Raw genomic sequence first — 18,811 nt, 5'->3', positions numbered from 1 at the left:
AGAGGTCGCTGGCGTATTGGCTTGACGGGAAATGCGCGACCTGCCATGGCAGCGGCAACACGGTCGACCGCCGCATTTGCGTTCCCTGCGAGGGCACGGGCCGAGATGAAATTGGCGAGGGTGGGTTCGAGCGCGAGAAGTCGCTGGCCATGGCCAGTGAACTTGAAGGGTTGCTCAATGCTGTTGATCCTACTCACGACATTGAGTGGGGAATTGGAGTGATCGACGTGGTACTACTAGGCATTATTCGACGCTGGCACATTCGTGACCAGGTCCAATTGAGAGAGATCGCCAGGCGTTTGGGCATCTCCAGAAACACCGTCCGACGCCATCTGCGCTCAGAAACCATAGAGCCGGCCTACGCCGAACGGCGTTCCACCCGCGCCATCGACAAATACGCGTTTCAGCTTTCCGCGCTACTCAAGACTGAAGCAGCGCGGACACGCAAGCAACGGCGCACGCTAAAACAGATTCATGAGGACCTAAAGGAACTGGGGTTCGAGGGGTCTTACGATAGGGTCGCGGCGTTCGCGAGGGTATGGAGGGCGGGTCAATCTGACCGGGTCAATCCTGCCAGCAAACGAACATGGTTGGGAACAAGTCATTTTTAAAGTTGAACGCAAGGACACCCGGAACGATACGATGCGCTACTACACACTCAATGGCGGCCGTTCCTCACGTTTGCAGAACGCTATCAACGAAGACGCGTATAGCAAGTTAGGCGAGGAGGAACAGCGGCGCTATGTAGGCATACGCGAATCCATTAATCATCCTAATATTAGTGGGCCCTTCGATACCGGTTGGGGGTATTCCGACTTCGGAGGTGCCGGCCTAAGCGAACGTATCGGCCTTCCGATGCTACCGGGTCAAACAACCCAATTAACTAAATAACGAAACCATCATGCAACGAGCTCCGTTTCAACTAAGCACAACTCAAAAAATACAGGTTACTCTGCTCTATCACTTCGCGTCGCTTGACTATCTCAAGGGGTTGCAACAGCGCCTACACACACTAATGGCATCAGTCAATCCAGCACTCGACTTGGCCAAATTGCAGCAGCGGGACGCCATTTTGACCGACGCACGGTGGGGCAATCGGAATACCTCAGAAAACTGGGGCAACAATGCTTGGCCACTGCTGGCGGACTTTGAACTGTCTGTCGCCACCCATATCGCGAAGCGCGCCTACGAAAGCTATTCAATCACGGGCGCCAATCAATGCGCACGCGGCCTGGCAGAAATGTCACTAAACTGGATGACGCCGGACGAACAAAGCGATTTCGAAAACCAATTCGAAGATATTTCCCTATACGCAGGAAATATCGATGACACCATGAATCAGTCCGAATCCTCAGGCCGCTGGGATGATTGCAGTCTTATGTTAAAACGCCAAGAATTTCCAGCGGCACTGAAACGAGCCCCAGCATTGCGATTGCGTGCAGACATTACCGGACGGACCGGCATGGTTCCCGTGCGTACCGGCGTCTACCTTCCACTGGACGACCCACACGGCACCCCGCAATTCTGCTGGACGGGCCAGCCTGCTGGCGGGCTGTTGGCGTCCAATACCTTTAACAGCCTGGGGTTGGATGCACTGGCAGCTGTGGGAAGAAATAGTCTATGGATCGACGAAGACCGTATGCATGCATTTGTGCAGCATCATCTAAACGACCCGCGCTTGACCCAAGATCCGCTGTTCAGCCGTAGCACCAGCAAGGCCAAGCTGGCGCCGAGCCTAATTGGGCGGAACGCCTTTACTACCCGCCCGTGCACTTGGATTTATGTCGAGCAGATTCACGGAGAGCTTGAAGAATGGGCGGAAGACAACAATAAGCAGATACCTACAGTTGGCCTACGCATTGTGGCCGGTACAAGTTGCGATCAACCAGGATATTACTTCACTCCGGCAAAAGATAACTCACGTCGTTATTTTTCTAAAGGGGAAGTGATACCAGACCTTGGTGGAGATTACGGCGTGACTATCTGGCAATGGGATGAGAATCAAGAGTGAGGTGTTCGGCCACGTTTCCACAACAACACCTTGCGCGTGCTGGAACTGTCGCTGCGCTTCCAGGACGGTGAGCTCTACAGCGCCGCCGGCGAGGACGACCTGCCGGACACCGTGGACCTCCATCTTAGTTTCAGTAAGCAAGGCGTGCGACAAGATTTTGTGATCGCCTCGCCGCTTGGTGATAAAAAATCAATTTGTCCGAGGTATGTTCTTGATGTGGTCAAGGCGTCGGCCGCTCACGCGTTCGTACGGATGTCATGCCTGAAAACAGAGTACTCGCCGGGTCGTTATCACATGAGCATCGATTACTATTTGTATGACGCGGAGACAGCGATCATGCGTACTATTGGGGAGGCCGCAGTCAATGACAAAGACGCCCATCTTCCAGATGCAAAGCCTACGCTGTCGCTAAAGATCATTCCGAATGGCTACCGTTTTGATTGGTCGGGTGTGCAGCCATCAAACGATAAGCCGGCTGTCACGACTTTACGCAACAGCTACGTCCGGGGCCGCGAAACGACTGGCGCCAAAGTATTACTTTGCACGAATCTTAGTGCACCGAAAGGCCAAGGTGTTGAGGACGAAATATGTGAAGGAGGCATCTTGCCACTCTTTACCGAAAAATGGAATAAATAATATATACGAAAGCGTGGCGTGCCCACCGCGCACGCCATCGACACCGACAACGCGGCCGAACTCGCGTTCAGCCTCAATGCTGGCGAACTGCCGGTGCTGACCGTGTACGACAAAACCAGTGTATGCGGGCGTCCCCCACTCGTTCATCCATGAAACAATCCATACCCCAAAACCTCATCATGCTGCCATCTCAACTTGAGCGGCAGCAGATTTTTTTCTGGCTGCAAAGGGTCAGCTCTGTCACTGCGTGGCGCCGCATCCTCGAATTCTACAAAGCCTGGGCAACAGCTACAGAGCATAGCTTACGCGAAGCCGATGAGCATGGCTGGGCGGATGAGACATCCCTTCCTCACTCAGAATATGCCCTGATTTTGAAGTGTTTGGCGCACTGCGAAGAGGGCGTCAATCGACTATCCAAAGGCGATAAGCGAGTATTCAAATTCGATGCAAACGGCGAATTTGCGATGGCTCGCCGCATGCTTTCTCATTGGACTCAAATGCTTGAGCGTATAGAGTTGGGGGAGAACGCCATCAAAAAAAACACCCCGCTTTGGAAAGAATTTTGCGACGCGCTAATCTCGTTAGGTCAAGTTTGGGGTGAATGCGCGGTCGGGATTCTTGAACCACGGTACATTGAAGACCCGGCGCTTACACTATACGGAGAATGGCTTCAGAATGAATTGAAAAATATGCCGTTTCCAAATGGGCTAAAGCCCGTCCCTAACCCGTTGGACAATACGTTCGTGCGTACGAATGATTACACGCCGTATTCGGGAATATGGGAACCGGTGGACCTGCCCAAACCACCATTCCTGAGCCTATTCACTCGCGCCCCCAAGCCTCAACCGCCCTTCAAGATCGTCGGTGCCATGAACTACTTGCACGGTGGCTCAAAAGCACCAAGAATCACGGTAGAGACAGCGACCGACAACATTGACCTGGACACGACCTGGCGTTTGCTGTGGCGAGACGACCGCTATACTGATGGTACGATCCCTGAAGAAGAGGCGCATTATAGGTTCAACAAACCGGATGCAATTCTTTCCCCCGCTCCATTGATCTGGGTGCCGAAGGAAACCATTTGGGCAGACAGCGGAACTGCAGTTCCTGCTGCTGGAAAATGGTTGGCCGAATTTGACCTAAGCGCCAGCGTCATGCTGCAAAAAGGCGAGAAGCTTCCGCTGTACCAGGGCCGAGAGGTTCGCTGGGTGTTGGCTGACGATGGGCTGCAATCGGAATCGCCACATGTTCACAACCAGTGAGCGCAGATGGGAGGATGGAGGTGCTATTCGCCCTGCTTGCTATGACAACGGTTTTGTCGGCAGCTGCGTCGAGGAACGAGGACGTGACAAGCCAGGTCCAAATTGGCACGCAACGCGATATCCTGGCGGTGTGCAGCTCCCCTCGTGCGCCAGATCGAACCTCCCCCACCACGAACACGGACCAATCGCACACTAGCATCTCCGCTCAATTCCAATTGCTGCTCACGATATTCGCCGCCCTTGATAAGGAGTTGCTGCCAGAGTCGGATCCTGGTCTGGCCGTCCAGCTGAGCATTTCGCCGCCGCTGGAAACGGGATTGCCCGCCGGCGCGGCACCGTCGGAAATTCAAGACACAGACTTGAGGGCGGAATACGAAGCGGCGTTGGCTGCGAATCGGAAGCGGGCGGCGAATGCCATCCTTCAACAGCGGCTGCATGAAAGCGAGAGTAAAACGGAAAGCGCACTGGCAGCCTTGGTTGCCGAGGCTACTCCGCAACAACTGAAGCACATGGAATACAATCTCAAGCGCTCGCGGTTGAGCGACTGGCGCAAAGCCAGATTGGCAGCACTCCTGAAAAAACGAATTCAATGAAAATAAATTCATACTCGCGTATTACGCGCTCACCCTGGCGCTGGCGCCTGCCGCCCACGCCGATGTCTCCTCCAGCCAGCAGGGACTGCACCAATGGCCCGCCTTCAAAGGCAAGCTGGTGGTCGGTGGGCCAGAAGTCCTATGCCAATAGCAAGGACCTGACCGTCGAATCGGTACTGAAAAAAGAAGCGTCCGCTAAACCTGAAAGCCGTACCAACCGATGAAACCATTCCTCGCAGCCGTGGCCTTGCTCGCCGCATTTTCACTGAACGCGGCCCAGGCCGAGCCTTCCCGGCCAGCGCCGGCCAACTCCTGCTCAACGAAAAACAAATCCGCCCTGCGCGCACAACTGCTCAAGGCCCCCGCTCCCGACGATGCCTGGAACCTGGCCGAGCTGCTGTTGTGCGGCGCCAGAACGCCGGTCAACGCCGCCTATCTCCGCCGCCACATGCCGCCCAAAATCAAAGTCAGCAGCTTCGACGACAATGGCAAGCAGCTGCTCTCCACCGTCGCCGTGGACACCGCGCTGATCGACTCGCTGCTGGCCACCGGCGCAGCCACCGAAGCCGAACTGGACGTGTCCGACGACGAGATCATCCTGCGGTATCAACCCAACGAAGCTTGCATCAACAGCCGCACGCTGCGTTATGGCAAGGGGAGTTGGCGCCTGGCCGCCATCGGCGACGCCTGCGATTGAGACAGGCGGAACTGCCATCTTTTAATTGTTTGGATTCGCACCGGCCGCCTCGCACGCAACAAGCCGGAGTAGTCCTACAAGCAGGCCGCAGTCACGCTGATAGTTCGCAGGCTCAGGAATGGTTACGATAGGTTTCGACCCAACACCAAGGAGCACGCCATGAAGTCATTCCCCCTCGCCGGCAAGTTCGCCTGCGCGCTGATCGTGACTGCGGCGGCCATCAGCGGATGCAAGAACAAGGACGCCGATGTTCCGCATGACAATAGCGCACCACCAACACCGGCCGCGACTGCGCCCGCACCAGCCACACCGGCACCGGACGCCAGCCCGTCGGCACCAGCGCCGGCCCCTGAGCCTTCGACGCCGCCACCGCCAGCCCGCTAAGCTAGCGCAATGGCGGGCGGTGCGCTATGCGCCGCCCGCTATAGGCCGTATTGCCACCGCCGGGACACAAGGGCATGGCCCTCGCGTAGGATGCGCTCTCAACCTGGAGACTCCTATGGATAACGCCCAAACGTCCGCACCGCGCTTCAACGCCGAACAACTGGCGGTGCTGGAACCGATACAAAACTACTTCCAGGGCCACGCCCGGGATGACGCCGACTTCATGCGCCTGGCCTTCCTGCCGAGCGCCCACATCGAATCGATGCGCGACGGGGTGTTCACCTCGTGGCCGCTGGATGTGTATTGCGAACGCTTCAAGCGCATGCCGGCCGCCGACGAAGCGCAGCGCCGCCGCACGGCCGACTGGATCGAGGTGCACGGCAACGCCGCCTGCGCCCGCATCACGCTGGAGCACGGCGCCACGACCTTCGTCGACTACTTCGTGCTGCTCAAAACCGCGGAAGGCTGGAAGATCGCCAACAAAGCCTTCCACGGCCAGGCCGCCTGAAGCCCTTCAGTTGACGGCCGGCCCGGGTATCGGCATCGGCCACGCGATCTCGAACATCGCGCCGCCGGCATCGCCGCGCCGGTACGAGGCCACGCCGCCGTGCGCCTCGGCGATGGCGCGCACCACCGCCAGGCCCAGCCCGCTGCCGCCCACGGCACCGGCGCGCGCATGTGCGCCCCGGTGGAAGGCCAGGAACAGCTTGCCTTCCAGATCCTCGTCGATGCCGGGACCGGCATCCTCCACTTGCAGCAGATACTGCGCGCCCAGCGCCCGCGTGCGGATGCGGATGACGCCGGGGTCGGCGTAGCGCCCCGCGTTGTCGAGCAAGGCCAGCAGGATCTGCCGCATGCGCGCGCCGTCGCAGCAAACGCGCCCCTCCGCCAGGTCCAGCGCCAGCGTGTAGCCGGCCGCCTCCATCTGCGGCGCCAGCAGGTGCGCCACGTCGCGGATGGCGCCGGCCAGGTCGCAGTCGGCCAGCTCCAGCTTCAGGTGGCCGCTGTCGAACATGCTCAGCATGCGCAGGTCGTCGATCAGCCGCGACAGCCCTTCCACCTGGTGCAGCAGACCGCGGAATTGTTTTTCGTCCGGCTCGAACACGCCCTCGGCCAGGCCCTGCAGACGGCCACGCAAGATGGTCACCGGCGTGCGCAGCTCGTGGGCGATGGCGGCGTTCCACGTCACCATTTCGCGCTCCATGCGCTGCAGGCGCTCGGCCATGGCGTTGAAGTCGTCGACCAGCAAGGCGGTCTCGCCCAGCGACCGGTCGCCGGCCACGGCGCGCGCGGCCAGGTCGCCATGGGCGACGCGGCGCACGCTGTCGGCCACCGAGTTCAGCGGCGCCAGGATGCGCCGCGCCAGCCGCGCCGACGCCCAGATCGCAAACACCAGCGCGACCATCGTGACCGACGCCATCCAGATCCATTCGGTGCTGGTGGGGATCATGTCGGTCGGGCCGGACAGCAGGTCCGGCCGGTACTCGATCACCAGCGCGTAGAACACGTAGGAACCCAGCAGCACAACCAGCGTCATGCCCAGCGAGACCGCCAGCATGGCCAGCGTGATCTGCCGGTTCAGGCCGGGACCGCGCATCACTCGGCGTCCTCCAGCCGGTAGCCGACGCCGCGCAGGCTGGTCAGCACACCGGTCAGGCCGCTGTCCTCCAGCTTCTTGCGCAGCTTGCTGACGTGGCTGTCCACCGTGCGCTCCAGCGCATTGCCCTCGGGCAGACAGGCGACCAGCAATTCGCCGCGCGTAAACACCCGCTTGGGCGCGCGCGCCATGTGGGTCAGCAGACGGAACTCGGTCAGCGTCAGGTTCAGCGGCGCGCGCTGGCCGTTCACCTCCGCGCTGGCCTGATAGGTTTCCAGGTCGATCTCCAGCTGGCCGCAGCGCAGCACGCCGGCGGCCAGGCCGATGCTGCGCGCGGCGGCGCGGCGCAGCACGGCGCCCACGCGCGCGGCCACCTCGGCCGGATTGAAGGGCTTGACCACATAGTCGTCGGCGCCGATGCGCAGGCCCATCAACTTGTCGATGTCCTGGTCGTGCGCGGTCAGCATGATGACCGGCGTGTCGCCGCGCTGGCGCAGCTCGGCCAGCACCTTCCAGCCGTCCACGCGCGGCATCTGCACGTCCAGCAGCACCAAGTCCGGCTTCAGCGACAGGTGCAGGTCGAGCGCGATGCGGCCGTCCGCCGCGTGCACGGTGCGCAGGCCGTCGCGGACCAGATAGGCTTGCAGGATATGGGCGATTTCGGATTCATCCTCGGCGATGAGCACCAGCGGGCTTCCAGCAGAACTAGACATGAATAACTTGAAAATAAGTAACGATCTCCATCATATCTCCATATTTCCTCAATAGATAGGCCACGTTGGGTGGTTAAAGTCGCTAGTCCTGCATTCCCTCATGGAGGGAAAACACTTTGGACGACTAGCTATGCACATCAAGCACCTCAACCTCAAGGCCCTGCCGGCGCTGCTGTCCGGGCTCACCCTTCTGACCCTGGCCGCCTGCCACCAGGCGCCGCCAGACGAGGCGCCGCCGCCGGCCAAGGTGTCGGCGCTGACGGTCGCCGCCGGCCCGGTGGAACTGGCCGAAGACCTGCCCGGCCGCGTCACCGCCTTCCGCACGGCCGAGATCCGGCCGCAGGTGGGCGGCATCGTCCAGCGCCGCCTGTTCGAGCAAGGCGCCGAAGTGAAGGCCGGCGCGCCGCTGTTCCAGATCCACACCGCGCCCTTCCAGGCCGACGCCGACACGGCCGCCGCCGCGCTGCAACGCGCCGAGGCGGCGCTGGTGCGCGCCAAAATCCAGGCCGAACGCATCCGCCCGCTGGCGCAGGCCGACGCCGTCAGCCAGCAGACCTATGACGACGCCGTCTCCCAGCGCGACCAGGCCCAGGCCGAAGTGGCGCAGGCCAAGGCCACGCTGGCGCGCCGCCAGCTCGACCTGGGCTACGCGACGGTGACGGCGCCGATCTCCGGCCGCATCGGCGAGGAGCTGGTGACCGAGGGCGCGCTGGTGGCGCAGACCGACGCCACGCCGATGGCGCGGGTGCAGCAGATCGACCAGGTGTATGTGGACGTGCGCCAGCCCGCCTCGATGCTGCGCACGCTGCGCGGCAACGCCGCCCATCCGCCCAGGGCCAGCATCCTCGACGGCGGCGGCAACGACTACGGCCTGGAGGCGCGCATCCTGTTCTCCGGCATCAACGTCGACACCGGCACCGGCGACATGGTGCTGCGCATCCTGGTCCCCAACCCTGAGCGCCAGCTGCTGCCCGGCATGTTCGTGCGCGCCCGCATCGCCCGCATGGCCGACGCCGACGGCATCCTGGTGCCGCAGCAGGCCGTGCTGCACGCCGGCGCCACCCGCGTGTGGGTGCTCGGCGCCGGCAACAAGGCCGTGCTGCGCGACGTCAAGCTGGGCGGCCTGGTCGGCCACAACTACCTCGTCACCAAGGGCCTGAAGGCCGGCGAACGCATCGCCGTCGAGGGACTGGACCGCATCCAGCCCGACGCCAAACTGGACATCACGCCATGGAAGCGCGACAGCGCCCTGGCCAGCGCGGCGGCGCACCGCTAATACTGCAAGGACTACGTCATGCCACAATTTTTCATCGACCGCCCGGTCTTCGGCTGGGTGATCGCCATCTTCATCGTGTTGTTCGGACTGATCGCCATCCCGCAATTGCCGGTGGAGCGCTATCCGTCCGTGGCGCCGCCCAGCGTCAGCATCTCCGCCAGCTATCCGGGCGCCACGCCGCAGACCATGAACGACGCGGTGGTCAGCCAGATCGAACGCGAACTGTCCAGCGTAAAGAACCTGCTGTACTTCGAATCGTCGGCCGACACCTCCGGCTCGGCGCAGATCACCGCCACCTTCAAGCCCGGCACCAACCCCGAGCTGGCGCAGGTGGACGTGCAGAACCGCCTCAAGTCGGTCGAGCCGCGCCTGCCGCAGGCGGTGCGCCAGAACGGCCTGGCGGTCGAATCGGCCGGCTCCGGCTTCCTGATGATCGTCGGCCTGAGCGCCAGCAACGGCAAGTACGACGAGATCGACCTGGCCGACTACATGGCCCGCAACGTGGTCGAGGAACTGCGCCGCATTCCCGGCGTGGGCCGGGTGCAGCTGTTCGGCGCCGAGAAGGCCATGCGCATCTGGGTCGATCCGAACAAGCTGGTCTCGTACAAGCTGACCATGAGCGACCTGAGCGCGGCGGTGGCGCAGCAGAACGCGCAGATCGCGCCCGGCCGCGTCGGCGACACGCCGGCGCTGGCGGGCCAGCGCGTGTCGATCCCGCTGACCGTGCAGGGCCAGCTGCAGACGCCGGAGGAATTCGCCGCCATCGTCCTGCGCGCCAACCTGGACGGCTCCAAGGTCGTCATGGGCGACGTCGCGCGCGTCGAGCTGGGCGCCCAGAACTACGCCAGCGCCACCCGCGAGAACGGCCGCGCCGCCACCGGCGCCGCCGTGCAGCTGTCGCCGGGCGCCAACGCGGTCAAGACGGCGCAGGCCGTGCGCGAGCGCATGCATGAGCTGAGCAAGACGCTGCCGGCCGGCATCAGCTACTCGGTGCCGTTCGACACCGCGCCCTTCGTCAAGATCTCCATCGAAAAGGTGGTGCACACGCTGCTGGAGGCGATGGTGCTGGTGTTCCTGGTCATGTACCTGTTCCTGCAAAAGATACGCTACACGCTGATCCCGGCCATCGTCGCGCCGATCGCGCTGCTGGGCACCTTCGCCATCATGCTGCTGCTGGGCTTCTCGGTCAACGTGCTGACCATGTTCGGCATGGTGCTGGCGATCGGCATCATCGTCGACGACGCCATCGTGGTGGTCGAGAACGTCGAGCGGCTGATGGCCACCGAGGGCTTGTCGCCCAAGGCCGCCACGTCGAAGGCGATGCGCGAGATCACCGGCGCCGTGGTCGGCATCACGCTGGTGCTGACGGCGGTGTTCATTCCGATGGCGCTGGCCACCGGCTCGGTGGGCGCCATCTACCGCCAGTTCACACTGTCGATGGCGGTGTCCATCCTGTTCTCGGCCTTCCTGGCGCTGACGCTCACGCCGGCGCTGTGCGCCACGCTGCTCAAGCCGGTCGACCCGCTGCATCACGAGAAGACCGGCTTCTTCGGCTGGTTCAACCGCAAGTTCGAGCGCATGAACAGCCGCTATGAAAGCGGCGTGGCGCGCATCGTCAAGCGCTCCGGCCGCGTGATGTTGGTGTTCGCGGTACTGGTCGGCCTGCTGGCCTTCGCCTTCCGCGTGCTGCCGGCATCCTTCCTGCCGGAGGAAGACCAGGGCTATTTCATCACCTCGATCCAGCTGCCGTCCGACGCCAGCACCGAACGCACGCTCGACATGGTCAAGCAGTTCGAGGACCACCTGGTCACGCGCAACGGCATCGCCAACAACCAGTCGATTTTGGGCTGGAGCTTCACTGGCAGCGGCCCCAACGCGGCCATCGCCTTCACCATGCTCAAGGACTGGGACAAGCGCGACGGCGCCACCGCGCAACATGAGGTGGAACTGGCCCAGGCCGCCATGTCGCAGACCAACGAGGGCATGGTGATGAGCGTCATGCCGCCCGCCATCGACGACCTCGGCAACTCGTCGGGCTTCTCGCTGCGGCTGCAGGACCGCGCCAACCAGGGCGATGCCGCCCTCAAGGCCGCGCAGGGCAAGCTGCTGGAACTGGCCTCCAAAAGCAAGCTGGTCGCAGGCGTCTATCCGGAAGGACTGCCGGACGGCACCAGCATCCAGCTCGACATCGACCGCCAGAAGGCGGAGGCGCTGGGCGTGGCCTTCACCAGCATCAGCGAGACGCTGTCGGCCGCGATGGGTTCGCAGTACGTGAACGACTTTCCCAACCGCGGCCGCATGCAGCAGGTGATCATCCAGGCCGACGCCGGCGCCCGCATGCAGCTGGACGACGTGCTGCGCCTGCATGTGCGCAACGCCGCCGGCGGCATGGTGCGGCTGAGCGAAGTGGTCACGCCGGTGTGGCGCGACATGCCGTTGCAGATGGTGCGCTACCAGGGCTATCCGGCCGCGCGCATCAGCGGCAGCGCCGCGCCGGGCGCGTCCAGCGGCGAGGCCATGGCCGAGATGGAACGGCTGGCGCGCCAGCTGCCGCCCGGCTACGCGGTCGACTGGAGCGGCATCTCGCTGCAGGAAAAACAATCGTCGGCGCAGGCGCCGATGCTGATGGCGCTGTCGATGCTGGTGGTGTTCCTGGTGCTGGCGGCGCTGTACGAGAGCTGGGCCATCCCGCTGTCGGTCATGCTGGTGGTGCCGCTGGGCCTAATCGGCTGCGTGGCCGCCGTGCTGATGCGCGGCATGCCGAACGACGTCTTCTTCAAGGTCGGCATGATCACCGTGATCGGCCTGTCGGCCAAGAACGCGATCCTGATCATCGAGTTCGCCAAGCAGATGCACCAGGACGGCAAGGGCTTGATGGAGTCGGCCATCGAGGCGGCGCGCCTGCGCCTGCGGCCGATCCTGATGACTTCGCTGGCCTTCGCGCTGGGCGTGCTGCCGCTGATGCTGGCCGGCGGCGCCAGCTCGGAGACCCAGCACGCCATCGGCACCGGCGTGTTCGGCGGCATGGTCAGCGCCACCGTGCTGGCGATCTTCTTCGTGCCGGTGTTTTATGTGTTCGTGTTGGGTCTGGTTGAACGGTTCGGCGCCAGGCGCCAGCCGGCGGCCGACCTCGTAGTGGAGCAAGCATGATGAGCAATATCCGTATCCCTTCCGCGCTGGCGGTGGCGCTGCTGCTGGGCGCCTGTTCGCTGACCCCGGTGCTGCAGAAGCCGGCGGCGCCGCTGCCGGCCAGCTATGGCGAGACCGCGTCCACCAATGCCGCCGACCTGGGCTGGCAAACCATGTTCGGCGATCCACGCCTGCGCGCGCTGATCGACCTGGCGCTGAAGAACAACCGCGACCTGCGCCTGGCCCTGCTCAACGTGCAGTCGGTGCGCGCCCAGTTCGATATCCAGGACAGCAACCGCCTGCCCACGCTGACGGCCAACGCCGGCGTGATCAAGCAACGCAGCGCCGGCATGGTGGACAGCCAGAAGTCCGCCGGTTTGAGCGTCAGCACCTTCGAGCTGGACGTGTTCGGCCGCGTGGCCGCGCTGTCCGAGTCGGCCTTCGCGCGCTACCTGGCCAGCGACGAGAACCGCCGTGCGGTGCAGATCACCCTGGTCGGCGCGGTGGCCGACGCCTACTTCGCCCAACGCCTGGCCGAAGAGCAGCTGCAGCTGACCGACCGCACACTGGCCGACTGGCAGCGCTCGCTGGAGCTGGCGCGGCAACTGAAATCCGCGCGCCAGCGCAGCGGCCTGGACGTGGCCGAGGCGGAAGGCCAGGTCGCCACCGCCCAGGCCGACCGCGAGGCGCGCCTGCGCGCCGTGGCGCTGGCCGGCAACGCGCTGGACCTGCTGACCGGCGTGCGCGCAGCGGACGGCCTGCCGCCCGGCATGGCGCTGGACCAACAGCCGGTGCTGGTGCAGCTGCCCGCCGGCCTGCCCTCCGACCTGCTGACCCGCCGCCCCGACATCCGCCAGGCCGAGCAGGCGCTGGTGGCCGCCAACGCCGACATCGGCGCGGCGCGCGCGGCGTTCTTCCCGCAGATCTCGCTGACGGCCAGCCTGGGCTACGCCAGCCCGTCGCTGTCCGGCATGTTCGACAGCGGCAACCGCGTCTGGTCGTTCGCGCCGCAGATCACGCAGCCGCTGTTCAACCACGGCAGGCTGCGCTCCGAGCTGAGGCTGGCCGAGGTGCGCAAGTCGGTGGCCGTGGTCGAATACGAGAAAGCCGTGCAAACGGCCTTCCGCGAGGTGGCCGACGGCCTGGCGGGCCGGGCCACCTACGGCCGCCAGCTCGAGGCCCAGGCGCGGGTGGTGAGCAGCGCCGAGCGGCGTCTGGCGCTGTCCCGCCTGCGCTACGACGCCGGCCAGGACAGCCGCCTGGAGCTGCTGGACGCCCAACGCCTGCTGTACGCCGCCCAGCAAACCCAGCTGGAATTGCGGCGCAGCGAGTTCGGCAACGCCGTGGCGCTGTACAAGGCGCTGGGCGGCGGCCTGCGCAGCGAGTAGCCCCGGCCGGGGATTGGGCGCCGTTTGATCCAGATCATATATTTTACGGATGGCGTTTGTTAGCCTGAGTTTTTCAATTGACCTGGAGAACGCCATGTCCTACAAAACCATACTCGTCCACGTTGACAACTCGGCCCATGCCCCTGAGCGCATCGACGTGGCGGCGCGCCTGGCCCGCGATCAGGATGCCCACCTGATCGGCGCGGCCACCACCGGTATCTCGGGAGAGTTCTACCGCAACAGCGCCATGATGTATGCAGGCATGGTGCCGCAGGAGCAGCTTGACGAACTGACCCGCGACGCCGAACGCTCGCTGGAGCGTTACGAAACCCAGGCGCGCGCGGCCGACGTGCGCTACGAGCGCCGCATCAGCGACGACGAAGCCCAGAACGGCCTGGTGTTCCAGGCGCGCTATGCCGATCTGGTCGTGCTCAGCCAATGCGAGCCGGGCGAGGAAGGCCTGCTGATGGGTCCCGGTCTGGCGGCCTTTCAGACGCTAAACGGCGGCCGCCCGGTGCTGGTGGTGCCGTATGCCGGCACCTACCCGCACCTCGACCGCCATGCGCTGGTCGCCTGGGACGGCAGCCGCGCCGCCACCCGCGCCGTCACCGACGCGCTGCCGCTGCTGCGCCGCAGCGCCCGCGTGACGCTGGCGGTGTTCGATCCCGACCGTCAATACGGCGTGCACGGGGCCGAGCCGGGCGCCGATATCGCGCTGTTCCTGGCGCGCCACGGGGTCAAGGTCGAAGTCCTGCAACAACCCAAGCCGGAAGGCATGAATGTGGGCGAAGCCTTGCTGTCGCTGTCGGCCGACCTCGGCGCTGACCTGCTGGTGATGGGCGCCTACGGCCACCAACGCTGGCGCGAAACGGTGCTGGGCGGCGTCACGCGCACGATACTGGCTTCGATGACGCTGCCTGTGCTGATGTCGCATTAAGGAACGGCGATGAGCTATCAAACCATCGTCGTGCATTGCGACCAGTCGCAGCACGCGGCGGGCCGCTACGCGCTGGCGGCCCGGACGGCACTGGCCACCGGCGCCCATCTGACGGGCGTCGCGCTGACCGGCATTTCGCGCTATGCGGAATGGAACGACAGCCTGGGCGCCTGGCCGCTGCCGCCGCACGTGCTCGACCATCTGCGCCACCAGGCCGCCGCCGCCCTCGCCACGTTCGAGCGCGACGTGGCGGCGGCCGGGGTCGAACACTGGTCCAGCGACCTGTACGAGGACGATGCGGAAAGCGGCCTGCTGCTGCACGCCCGCTACGCCGACCTGCTGGTGCTGAGCCAGACCGATCCCGACGACATCCAGTTCGGCGTCAGCCGCCCGCTGCCGCCGGAATTGCTGCTGCAAGGCGGACGGCCGCTGCTGCTGGTGCCGAACGCGGACAGTCCGGCCACGTCGGGCGCCTTCCGCCATCCGCTGCTGGCCTGGGATGGCAGCGCGCAGGCGGCGCGCGCCTTCAGCGACGCGCTGCCCTTGCTCAAGCTGGCCGAGCGCATCACGCTGCTGGTGCTCAACGCCGACCGCGATCCGGCCCGCCACGGCGATGAGCCGGGCGCGGACATGGCCCTGTTCCTTTCCCGCCATGGCGTGCGGGTGGACGTCATGCGCGAGTTCAGTACCCTGGAAGCCGGCGCGGCCCTGCTGGGCGCGGCGGCCGAACGCGGCTGCGACTTGCTGGTGATGGGCGGCTACGGCCACCGCCGCCTGCATGAAACCCTGCTGGGCGGCGCCACCCGCAGCGTGCTGCGCGGGATGACGCTGCCGGTGCTGATCTCGCACTGAGACCAGCTTCCGCGCCTAGCGCTGCAGCACGAACTTGCCCGGCGCCGGACCCAGCACCCGGCCCAGGCCCATGGCCGGCGGCGCCACGCGGTGCCGGTCGGAATGGCGCACCAGCCACTGCTGCCAGTGCGGCCACCACGAACCATCCTTGCGATCGGCGCTGTCCAGCCATTCCTGCGAACTGCTGTAGCCGGCCCCGGCCACGTTGTCGGGGTGGCAGCGATAACTGCGGTTGGCATGGCCGGGCTCGGAGACGATGCCCGCGTTGTGTCCGCCGGAGGCCAGCACGAAATCGATCACCGCCCCGCTCAGCAAATGGATCTTGTACACCGACCGCCACGGCGAAACGTGGTCGCGCTCGGTGCCGACCACGAACATCGGCGTGCGGATGTCGGACAGCGCGATCGGCTTGCCCTGCGCCAGATAGCGCCCCTCGGCCAGGTCGTTGCGCAGGAACAGCCCGTGCAGGTACTCGCTGTGCATGCGGAACGGCAGGCGCGTGCTGTCGGCGTTCCACGCCATCAGGTCGTTGGGCGCGGTGCGCTCGCCCATCAGGTACTCGCGCATCAAGCGCGACCACACCAGGTCGCGCGCATGCAGCAGCTGGAACGAGGCCGCCATCTGGTCGCCGTCCAGGTAGCCCTGGTCCCACATCAGCGCGTCGAGGAAGGCCAGTTCGCTGTCGTCGATGAACAGGCCCAGTTCGCCCGGCTCGCTGAAATCGGTCTGCGCCGCCAGCAGCGACACCGAGGCCAGCCTGGCATGCTTGCCGTGCTCGCCCGAATCGATGGCCGCCGCGGCGATCGCCAGCAGCGTGCCGCCCAGGCAGTAGCCCACCGCGTGCAGCGGCGCGCCGCCGCCCAGCCGGTCGGCCTGCTCCAGCGCGGTCAGCACGCCCAGTTGCAGGTAATCGTCCATGCCCATGTCGCGGTCGTGCTGGTCGGGATTACGCCAGGACAGCATCAACACCGTATGCCCCTGCTGCACCAGGTAGCGCACCAGCGAGTTGTGCGGCGACAGGTCGAGGATGTAGTACTTCATGATCCACGACGGCACGATCAGCACCGGCTCCCGATACACCTGCTCGGTCTGCGGCGTGTACTGGATCAGTTCCATCAGCTCGTTGCTGAAAATGACCTCGCCCGGCGTCACCGCCACATCCTGGCCCGGCACATAACTGGCGCCGGCCGGTTCCGGCACCGCCATGTCCGGCGGCGCCATGCGGCGGCACAGGTCGCGGCGCCAGTTGAGCATGCCGTCGATCAGGCTGCGCCCGCCGCTGGCGCCGGCCGCCCGCAGCACCTCGGGATTGGTCCACAGGTAGTTCGACGGCGAATACATGTCCAGCAGCTGGCGGGCAGTGAAGGCCACCACCTCGGCATGGTGCGGCGCCACGCCCCGCACGCCGACCGTGGCCTGGTTCCAAAACTGCTCCGCCTGCTTGAAGTACTGCGCATACTGTACATATGGCCATTGCTTCCAAGCATCACTATCGAAACGGCTGTCGCCGCCGACTTCCGACTTGCCAGCCGCGGCCAGCGCCCCCAGGCATTGCGCGGCCAGCTCGGTGCGCTTGCCCGGCGAGAACGCCAGATGTTGCCACCAGTCCTGGAAGGCCAGCGACATCGCAATGGGCGACACTCCGCCCGTCAGCCGCGCCACCTGGCTTTGCAGGTACAGGTCCAGCGCGTTGGCGTGTTCTTCGTTCGCCGGTCGCGGCGGCGCGGCCGGAACTACTTTCAGCTGTGCAGTTTTCACTTGTCCTCCTGGATATAAGATGCACAGATTATGGTTGGGGCGCGTCCTGGAAGTATTTGATCTGGATCAAATACTTCCAGGAGGGCGCTCTCTAGACTCCCCTGCATCGTTAACCAAAACCCACAATCATGAACGCTTCCGACGACATCATCGAGAATATCACCTACGACGAGCTGCACGTAGGCCAGACCGCGCGCCTGTGCCGCACGCTGACCAAGGACGACATCGCCGCCTTCGCGGCCGTCTCCGGCGACGTGAATCCCGCCCACGTCGATCCCGAATACGCCGGCCACACCCTGTTCCATGGCGTGATCGCGCACGGCATGTGGGGCGCGGCGCTGATCTCGCGCCTGCTGGGCACGGTGCTGCCCGGTCCCGGCACGATCTACCTCGGGCAGACGCTGCAGTTCCTCAAGCCGGTGCGCATCGGCGACGAACTGCGCATCACCGCCACGGTGACGTCGATGGAACCGGCCAAGAAACATGTGCTGCTCGACTGCGAGATCAAGAACCAGACCGGCGCCGTGGTGCTGAACGGCGTCGCCACCGTGATCGCGCCCAGCGAGAAGGTGCGTCGGCCGCGCATCCACCTGCCATCGATCAGCCTGTCCCAGGTGCACGCCAATTATGCCAGCCTGATGGAGGCCGCGGCGCCGCTGACGCCGGTACGCTGCGGCGTGGTCCATCCCTGCGACGAAGCCTCGCTGCGCGGCGCGCTGGACGCCGCCACCCACCACCTGATCGTGCCGGTGCTGATCGGCCCGCAGGCGCGGTTGCGGGCGCTGGCCGAGGGCGCCGGCTTGTCGCTGGAGGGCGTGGAAGTGGTGGACGTGCCGCACAGCCACGCGGCCGCCGCGCGCGCCGCCGCCATGGCCGCCGCCGGCGAGGTGGAGATGCTGATGAAGGGCAGCCTGCACACCGACGAAATGATCTCCGCCGTGCTGGCCATGCCGGGACTGCGTACCGCGCGCCGCCTGTCGCACGTGTTCCGCATCGAGGTGCCGCTGTACGACAAGGTGCTGCTGATCTCGGACGGCGCGCTCAACATCCATCCCACGCTGGACGACAAGGTCGATATCGTGCAGAACGCCATCGAACTGGCGCACGCGCTGGGCACGGCGGAACCCAAGGTCGCCATCCTGTCGGCGGTGGAGACGGTCACGCCGAAGATCCCATCCACGCTGGACGCGGCCGCCCTGTGCAAGATGGCCGAACGCGGCCAGATCAGCGGCGCGCTGCTGGACGGCCCGCTGGCCTTCGACAACGCCATCTCGCCGATGGCCGCGCGCGCCAAGGGCATCGTCTCCGAGGTGGCCGGCCACGCCGACATCCTGATCGCGCCGGACCTCGAGGCCGGCAACCTGCTGGCCAAGCAGCTCGAATACCTGGCCGGCGCCGCCGTGTGCGGCGTGGTGCTGGGCGCGGCCGTGCCGATCGCCCTGACCAGCCGCGCCGACGCCGCCGCCGCCCGCACCGCCTCGGCCGCGCTGGCGCTGATGCTGGCCCACCGCTACCGCCAGCAGCGCCCTTAAGCTTCACCCGGACGGACGGCGCCCGCCGTCCGTTAGTTGAAATTTG

At 64.9% G+C, this 18,811-nt stretch carries 17 protein-coding genes; 14 read left to right on the top strand and 3 right to left on the bottom strand.

Annotated features, from left to right (window positions below):
- Positions 1-149: 149 nt before the first annotated feature.
- The 8 genes from AC07WS_RS11250 to AC07WS_RS11215 all read left to right on the top strand — a co-directional run bounded on the left by AC07WS_RS11250 (position 150) and on the right by AC07WS_RS11215 (position 6,091).
- Positions 150-611, top strand: coding sequence for a hypothetical protein (locus AC07WS_RS11250; protein ID WP_494729145.1), 462 nt, complete (start codon positions 150-152; stop codon positions 609-611).
- Between the two features lie 290 nt (positions 612-901).
- Positions 902-2,011: a hypothetical protein gene (locus tag AC07WS_RS11245; RefSeq protein WP_494729144.1), complete on the top strand. Its 1,110-nt coding sequence runs from the start codon at positions 902-904 to the stop codon at positions 2,009-2,011.
- A 30-nt stretch (positions 2,012-2,041) separates the two neighbouring features.
- Positions 2,042-2,647: a hypothetical protein gene (locus AC07WS_RS11240; RefSeq protein WP_494729143.1), complete on the top strand. Its 606-nt coding sequence runs from the start codon at positions 2,042-2,044 to the stop codon at positions 2,645-2,647.
- Positions 2,648-2,796: 149 nt separating this feature from the next.
- Entirely contained in the window at positions 2,797-3,909 is a 1,113-nt protein-coding gene (locus AC07WS_RS11235; protein WP_494729142.1) for an Imm71 family immunity protein, read from the top strand.
- A 215-nt stretch (positions 3,910-4,124) separates the two neighbouring features.
- Positions 4,125-4,502, top strand: a complete 378-nt coding sequence (locus tag AC07WS_RS11230) for a hypothetical protein (RefSeq protein WP_494729141.1) — start codon at positions 4,125-4,127, stop codon at positions 4,500-4,502.
- A 220-nt stretch (positions 4,503-4,722) separates the two neighbouring features.
- Positions 4,723-5,199: a hypothetical protein gene (locus tag AC07WS_RS11225; protein WP_494729140.1), complete on the top strand. Its 477-nt coding sequence runs from the start codon at positions 4,723-4,725 to the stop codon at positions 5,197-5,199.
- Between the two features lie 159 nt (positions 5,200-5,358).
- Positions 5,359-5,583 carry a hypothetical protein gene (locus tag AC07WS_RS11220; RefSeq protein WP_494729139.1) on the top strand — a complete coding sequence of 75 codons (225 nt, stop codon included), beginning with the start codon at positions 5,359-5,361 and terminating at the stop codon, positions 5,581-5,583.
- A 115-nt stretch (positions 5,584-5,698) separates the two neighbouring features.
- Entirely contained in the window at positions 5,699-6,091 is a 393-nt protein-coding gene (locus AC07WS_RS11215; RefSeq protein ID WP_494729138.1) for a nuclear transport factor 2 family protein, read from the top strand.
- Positions 6,092-6,097: 6 nt separating this feature from the next.
- On the opposite strand, the gene AC07WS_RS11210 is transcribed toward AC07WS_RS11215, so the two are convergent.
- The gene (locus AC07WS_RS11210) at positions 6,098-7,180 is read right to left on the bottom strand and encodes an ATP-binding protein (RefSeq protein WP_494729513.1); all 1,083 of its coding nucleotides are present in this window, start codon (positions 7,178-7,180) and stop codon (positions 6,098-6,100) included.
- On the bottom strand, positions 7,180-7,893 hold the full coding sequence (locus tag AC07WS_RS11205) for a response regulator (RefSeq protein ID WP_494729137.1): 714 nt from the start codon (positions 7,891-7,893) through the stop codon (positions 7,180-7,182). Before AC07WS_RS11205 ends, AC07WS_RS11210 begins: the two co-directional genes overlap by 1 nt.
- Positions 7,894-8,023: 130 nt before the next feature.
- On the opposite strand from AC07WS_RS11205, the gene AC07WS_RS11200 reads away from it, so the two are divergent.
- The 5 genes from AC07WS_RS11200 to AC07WS_RS11180 all read left to right on the top strand — a co-directional run bounded on the left by AC07WS_RS11200 (position 8,024) and on the right by AC07WS_RS11180 (position 15,475).
- Positions 8,024-9,169, top strand: a complete 1,146-nt coding sequence (locus AC07WS_RS11200; protein WP_494729136.1) for an efflux RND transporter periplasmic adaptor subunit — start codon at positions 8,024-8,026, stop codon at positions 9,167-9,169.
- An 18-nt stretch (positions 9,170-9,187) separates the two neighbouring features.
- Entirely contained in the window at positions 9,188-12,319 is a 3,132-nt protein-coding gene (locus tag AC07WS_RS11195; protein ID WP_494729135.1) for a multidrug efflux RND transporter permease subunit, read from the top strand.
- Positions 12,316-13,686, top strand: a complete 1,371-nt coding sequence (locus AC07WS_RS11190) for an efflux transporter outer membrane subunit (RefSeq protein ID WP_494729134.1) — start codon at positions 12,316-12,318, stop codon at positions 13,684-13,686. Before AC07WS_RS11195 ends, AC07WS_RS11190 begins: the two co-directional genes overlap by 4 nt.
- 94 nt (positions 13,687-13,780) lie before the next feature.
- The gene (locus tag AC07WS_RS11185) at positions 13,781-14,623 is read left to right on the top strand and encodes a universal stress protein (RefSeq protein ID WP_494729133.1); all 843 of its coding nucleotides are present in this window, start codon (positions 13,781-13,783) and stop codon (positions 14,621-14,623) included.
- A gap of 9 nt (positions 14,624-14,632) precedes the next feature.
- On the top strand, positions 14,633-15,475 hold the full coding sequence (locus AC07WS_RS11180; protein ID WP_494729132.1) for a universal stress protein: 843 nt from the start codon (positions 14,633-14,635) through the stop codon (positions 15,473-15,475).
- 15 nt (positions 15,476-15,490) lie between these two features.
- Here AC07WS_RS11180 and AC07WS_RS11175 read toward each other — a convergent pair whose 3' ends face one another.
- A complete protein-coding gene (locus AC07WS_RS11175) occupies positions 15,491-17,233 on the bottom strand; it encodes a PHA/PHB synthase family protein (RefSeq protein WP_494729131.1) in 1,743 nt (580 codons plus the stop codon).
- Between the two features lie 128 nt (positions 17,234-17,361).
- Here AC07WS_RS11175 and AC07WS_RS11170 point away from each other — a divergent pair, with 128 nt between their 5' ends.
- On the top strand, positions 17,362-18,765 hold the full coding sequence (locus AC07WS_RS11170; RefSeq protein WP_494729130.1) for a bifunctional enoyl-CoA hydratase/phosphate acetyltransferase: 1,404 nt from the start codon (positions 17,362-17,364) through the stop codon (positions 18,763-18,765).
- The last annotated feature ends 46 nt before the right edge of the window (positions 18,766-18,811 follow it).

The organism is Duganella sp. GW821-FHT01E12 (assembly GCF_059422325.1).
Note: the sequence above shows the minus strand (reverse complement) of the source record. Positions and strands in the feature narration are given on the sequence as shown.

Excerpts from the sequence above, each read along its gene's own strand:
- AC07WS_RS11250 (WP_494729145.1), top strand. The coding sequence starts at position 150 with ATGGCCAGTGAACTTGAAGGGTTGCTCAATGCTGTTGATCCTACTCAC.
- AC07WS_RS11245 (WP_494729144.1), top strand. The coding sequence starts at position 902 with ATGCAACGAGCTCCGTTTCAACTAAGCACAACTCAAAAAATACAGGTT.
- AC07WS_RS11235 (WP_494729142.1), top strand. The coding sequence starts at position 2,797 with ATGAAACAATCCATACCCCAAAACCTCATCATGCTGCCATCTCAACTT.
- AC07WS_RS11225 (WP_494729140.1), top strand. The coding sequence starts at position 4,723 with ATGAAACCATTCCTCGCAGCCGTGGCCTTGCTCGCCGCATTTTCACTG.
- AC07WS_RS11220 (WP_494729139.1), top strand. The coding sequence starts at position 5,359 with ATGAAGTCATTCCCCCTCGCCGGCAAGTTCGCCTGCGCGCTGATCGTG.
- AC07WS_RS11215 (WP_494729138.1), top strand. The coding sequence starts at position 5,699 with ATGGATAACGCCCAAACGTCCGCACCGCGCTTCAACGCCGAACAACTG.
- AC07WS_RS11210 (WP_494729513.1), bottom strand. The coding sequence starts at position 7,180 with ATGCGCGGTCCCGGCCTGAACCGGCAGATCACGCTGGCCATGCTGGCG.
- AC07WS_RS11205 (WP_494729137.1), bottom strand. The coding sequence starts at position 7,893 with ATGTCTAGTTCTGCTGGAAGCCCGCTGGTGCTCATCGCCGAGGATGAA.
- AC07WS_RS11200 (WP_494729136.1), top strand. The coding sequence starts at position 8,024 with ATGCACATCAAGCACCTCAACCTCAAGGCCCTGCCGGCGCTGCTGTCC.
- AC07WS_RS11195 (WP_494729135.1), top strand. The coding sequence starts at position 9,188 with ATGCCACAATTTTTCATCGACCGCCCGGTCTTCGGCTGGGTGATCGCC.
- AC07WS_RS11190 (WP_494729134.1), top strand. The coding sequence starts at position 12,316 with ATGATGAGCAATATCCGTATCCCTTCCGCGCTGGCGGTGGCGCTGCTG.
- AC07WS_RS11185 (WP_494729133.1), top strand. The coding sequence starts at position 13,781 with ATGTCCTACAAAACCATACTCGTCCACGTTGACAACTCGGCCCATGCC.
- AC07WS_RS11180 (WP_494729132.1), top strand. The coding sequence starts at position 14,633 with ATGAGCTATCAAACCATCGTCGTGCATTGCGACCAGTCGCAGCACGCG.
- AC07WS_RS11170 (WP_494729130.1), top strand. The coding sequence starts at position 17,362 with ATGAACGCTTCCGACGACATCATCGAGAATATCACCTACGACGAGCTG.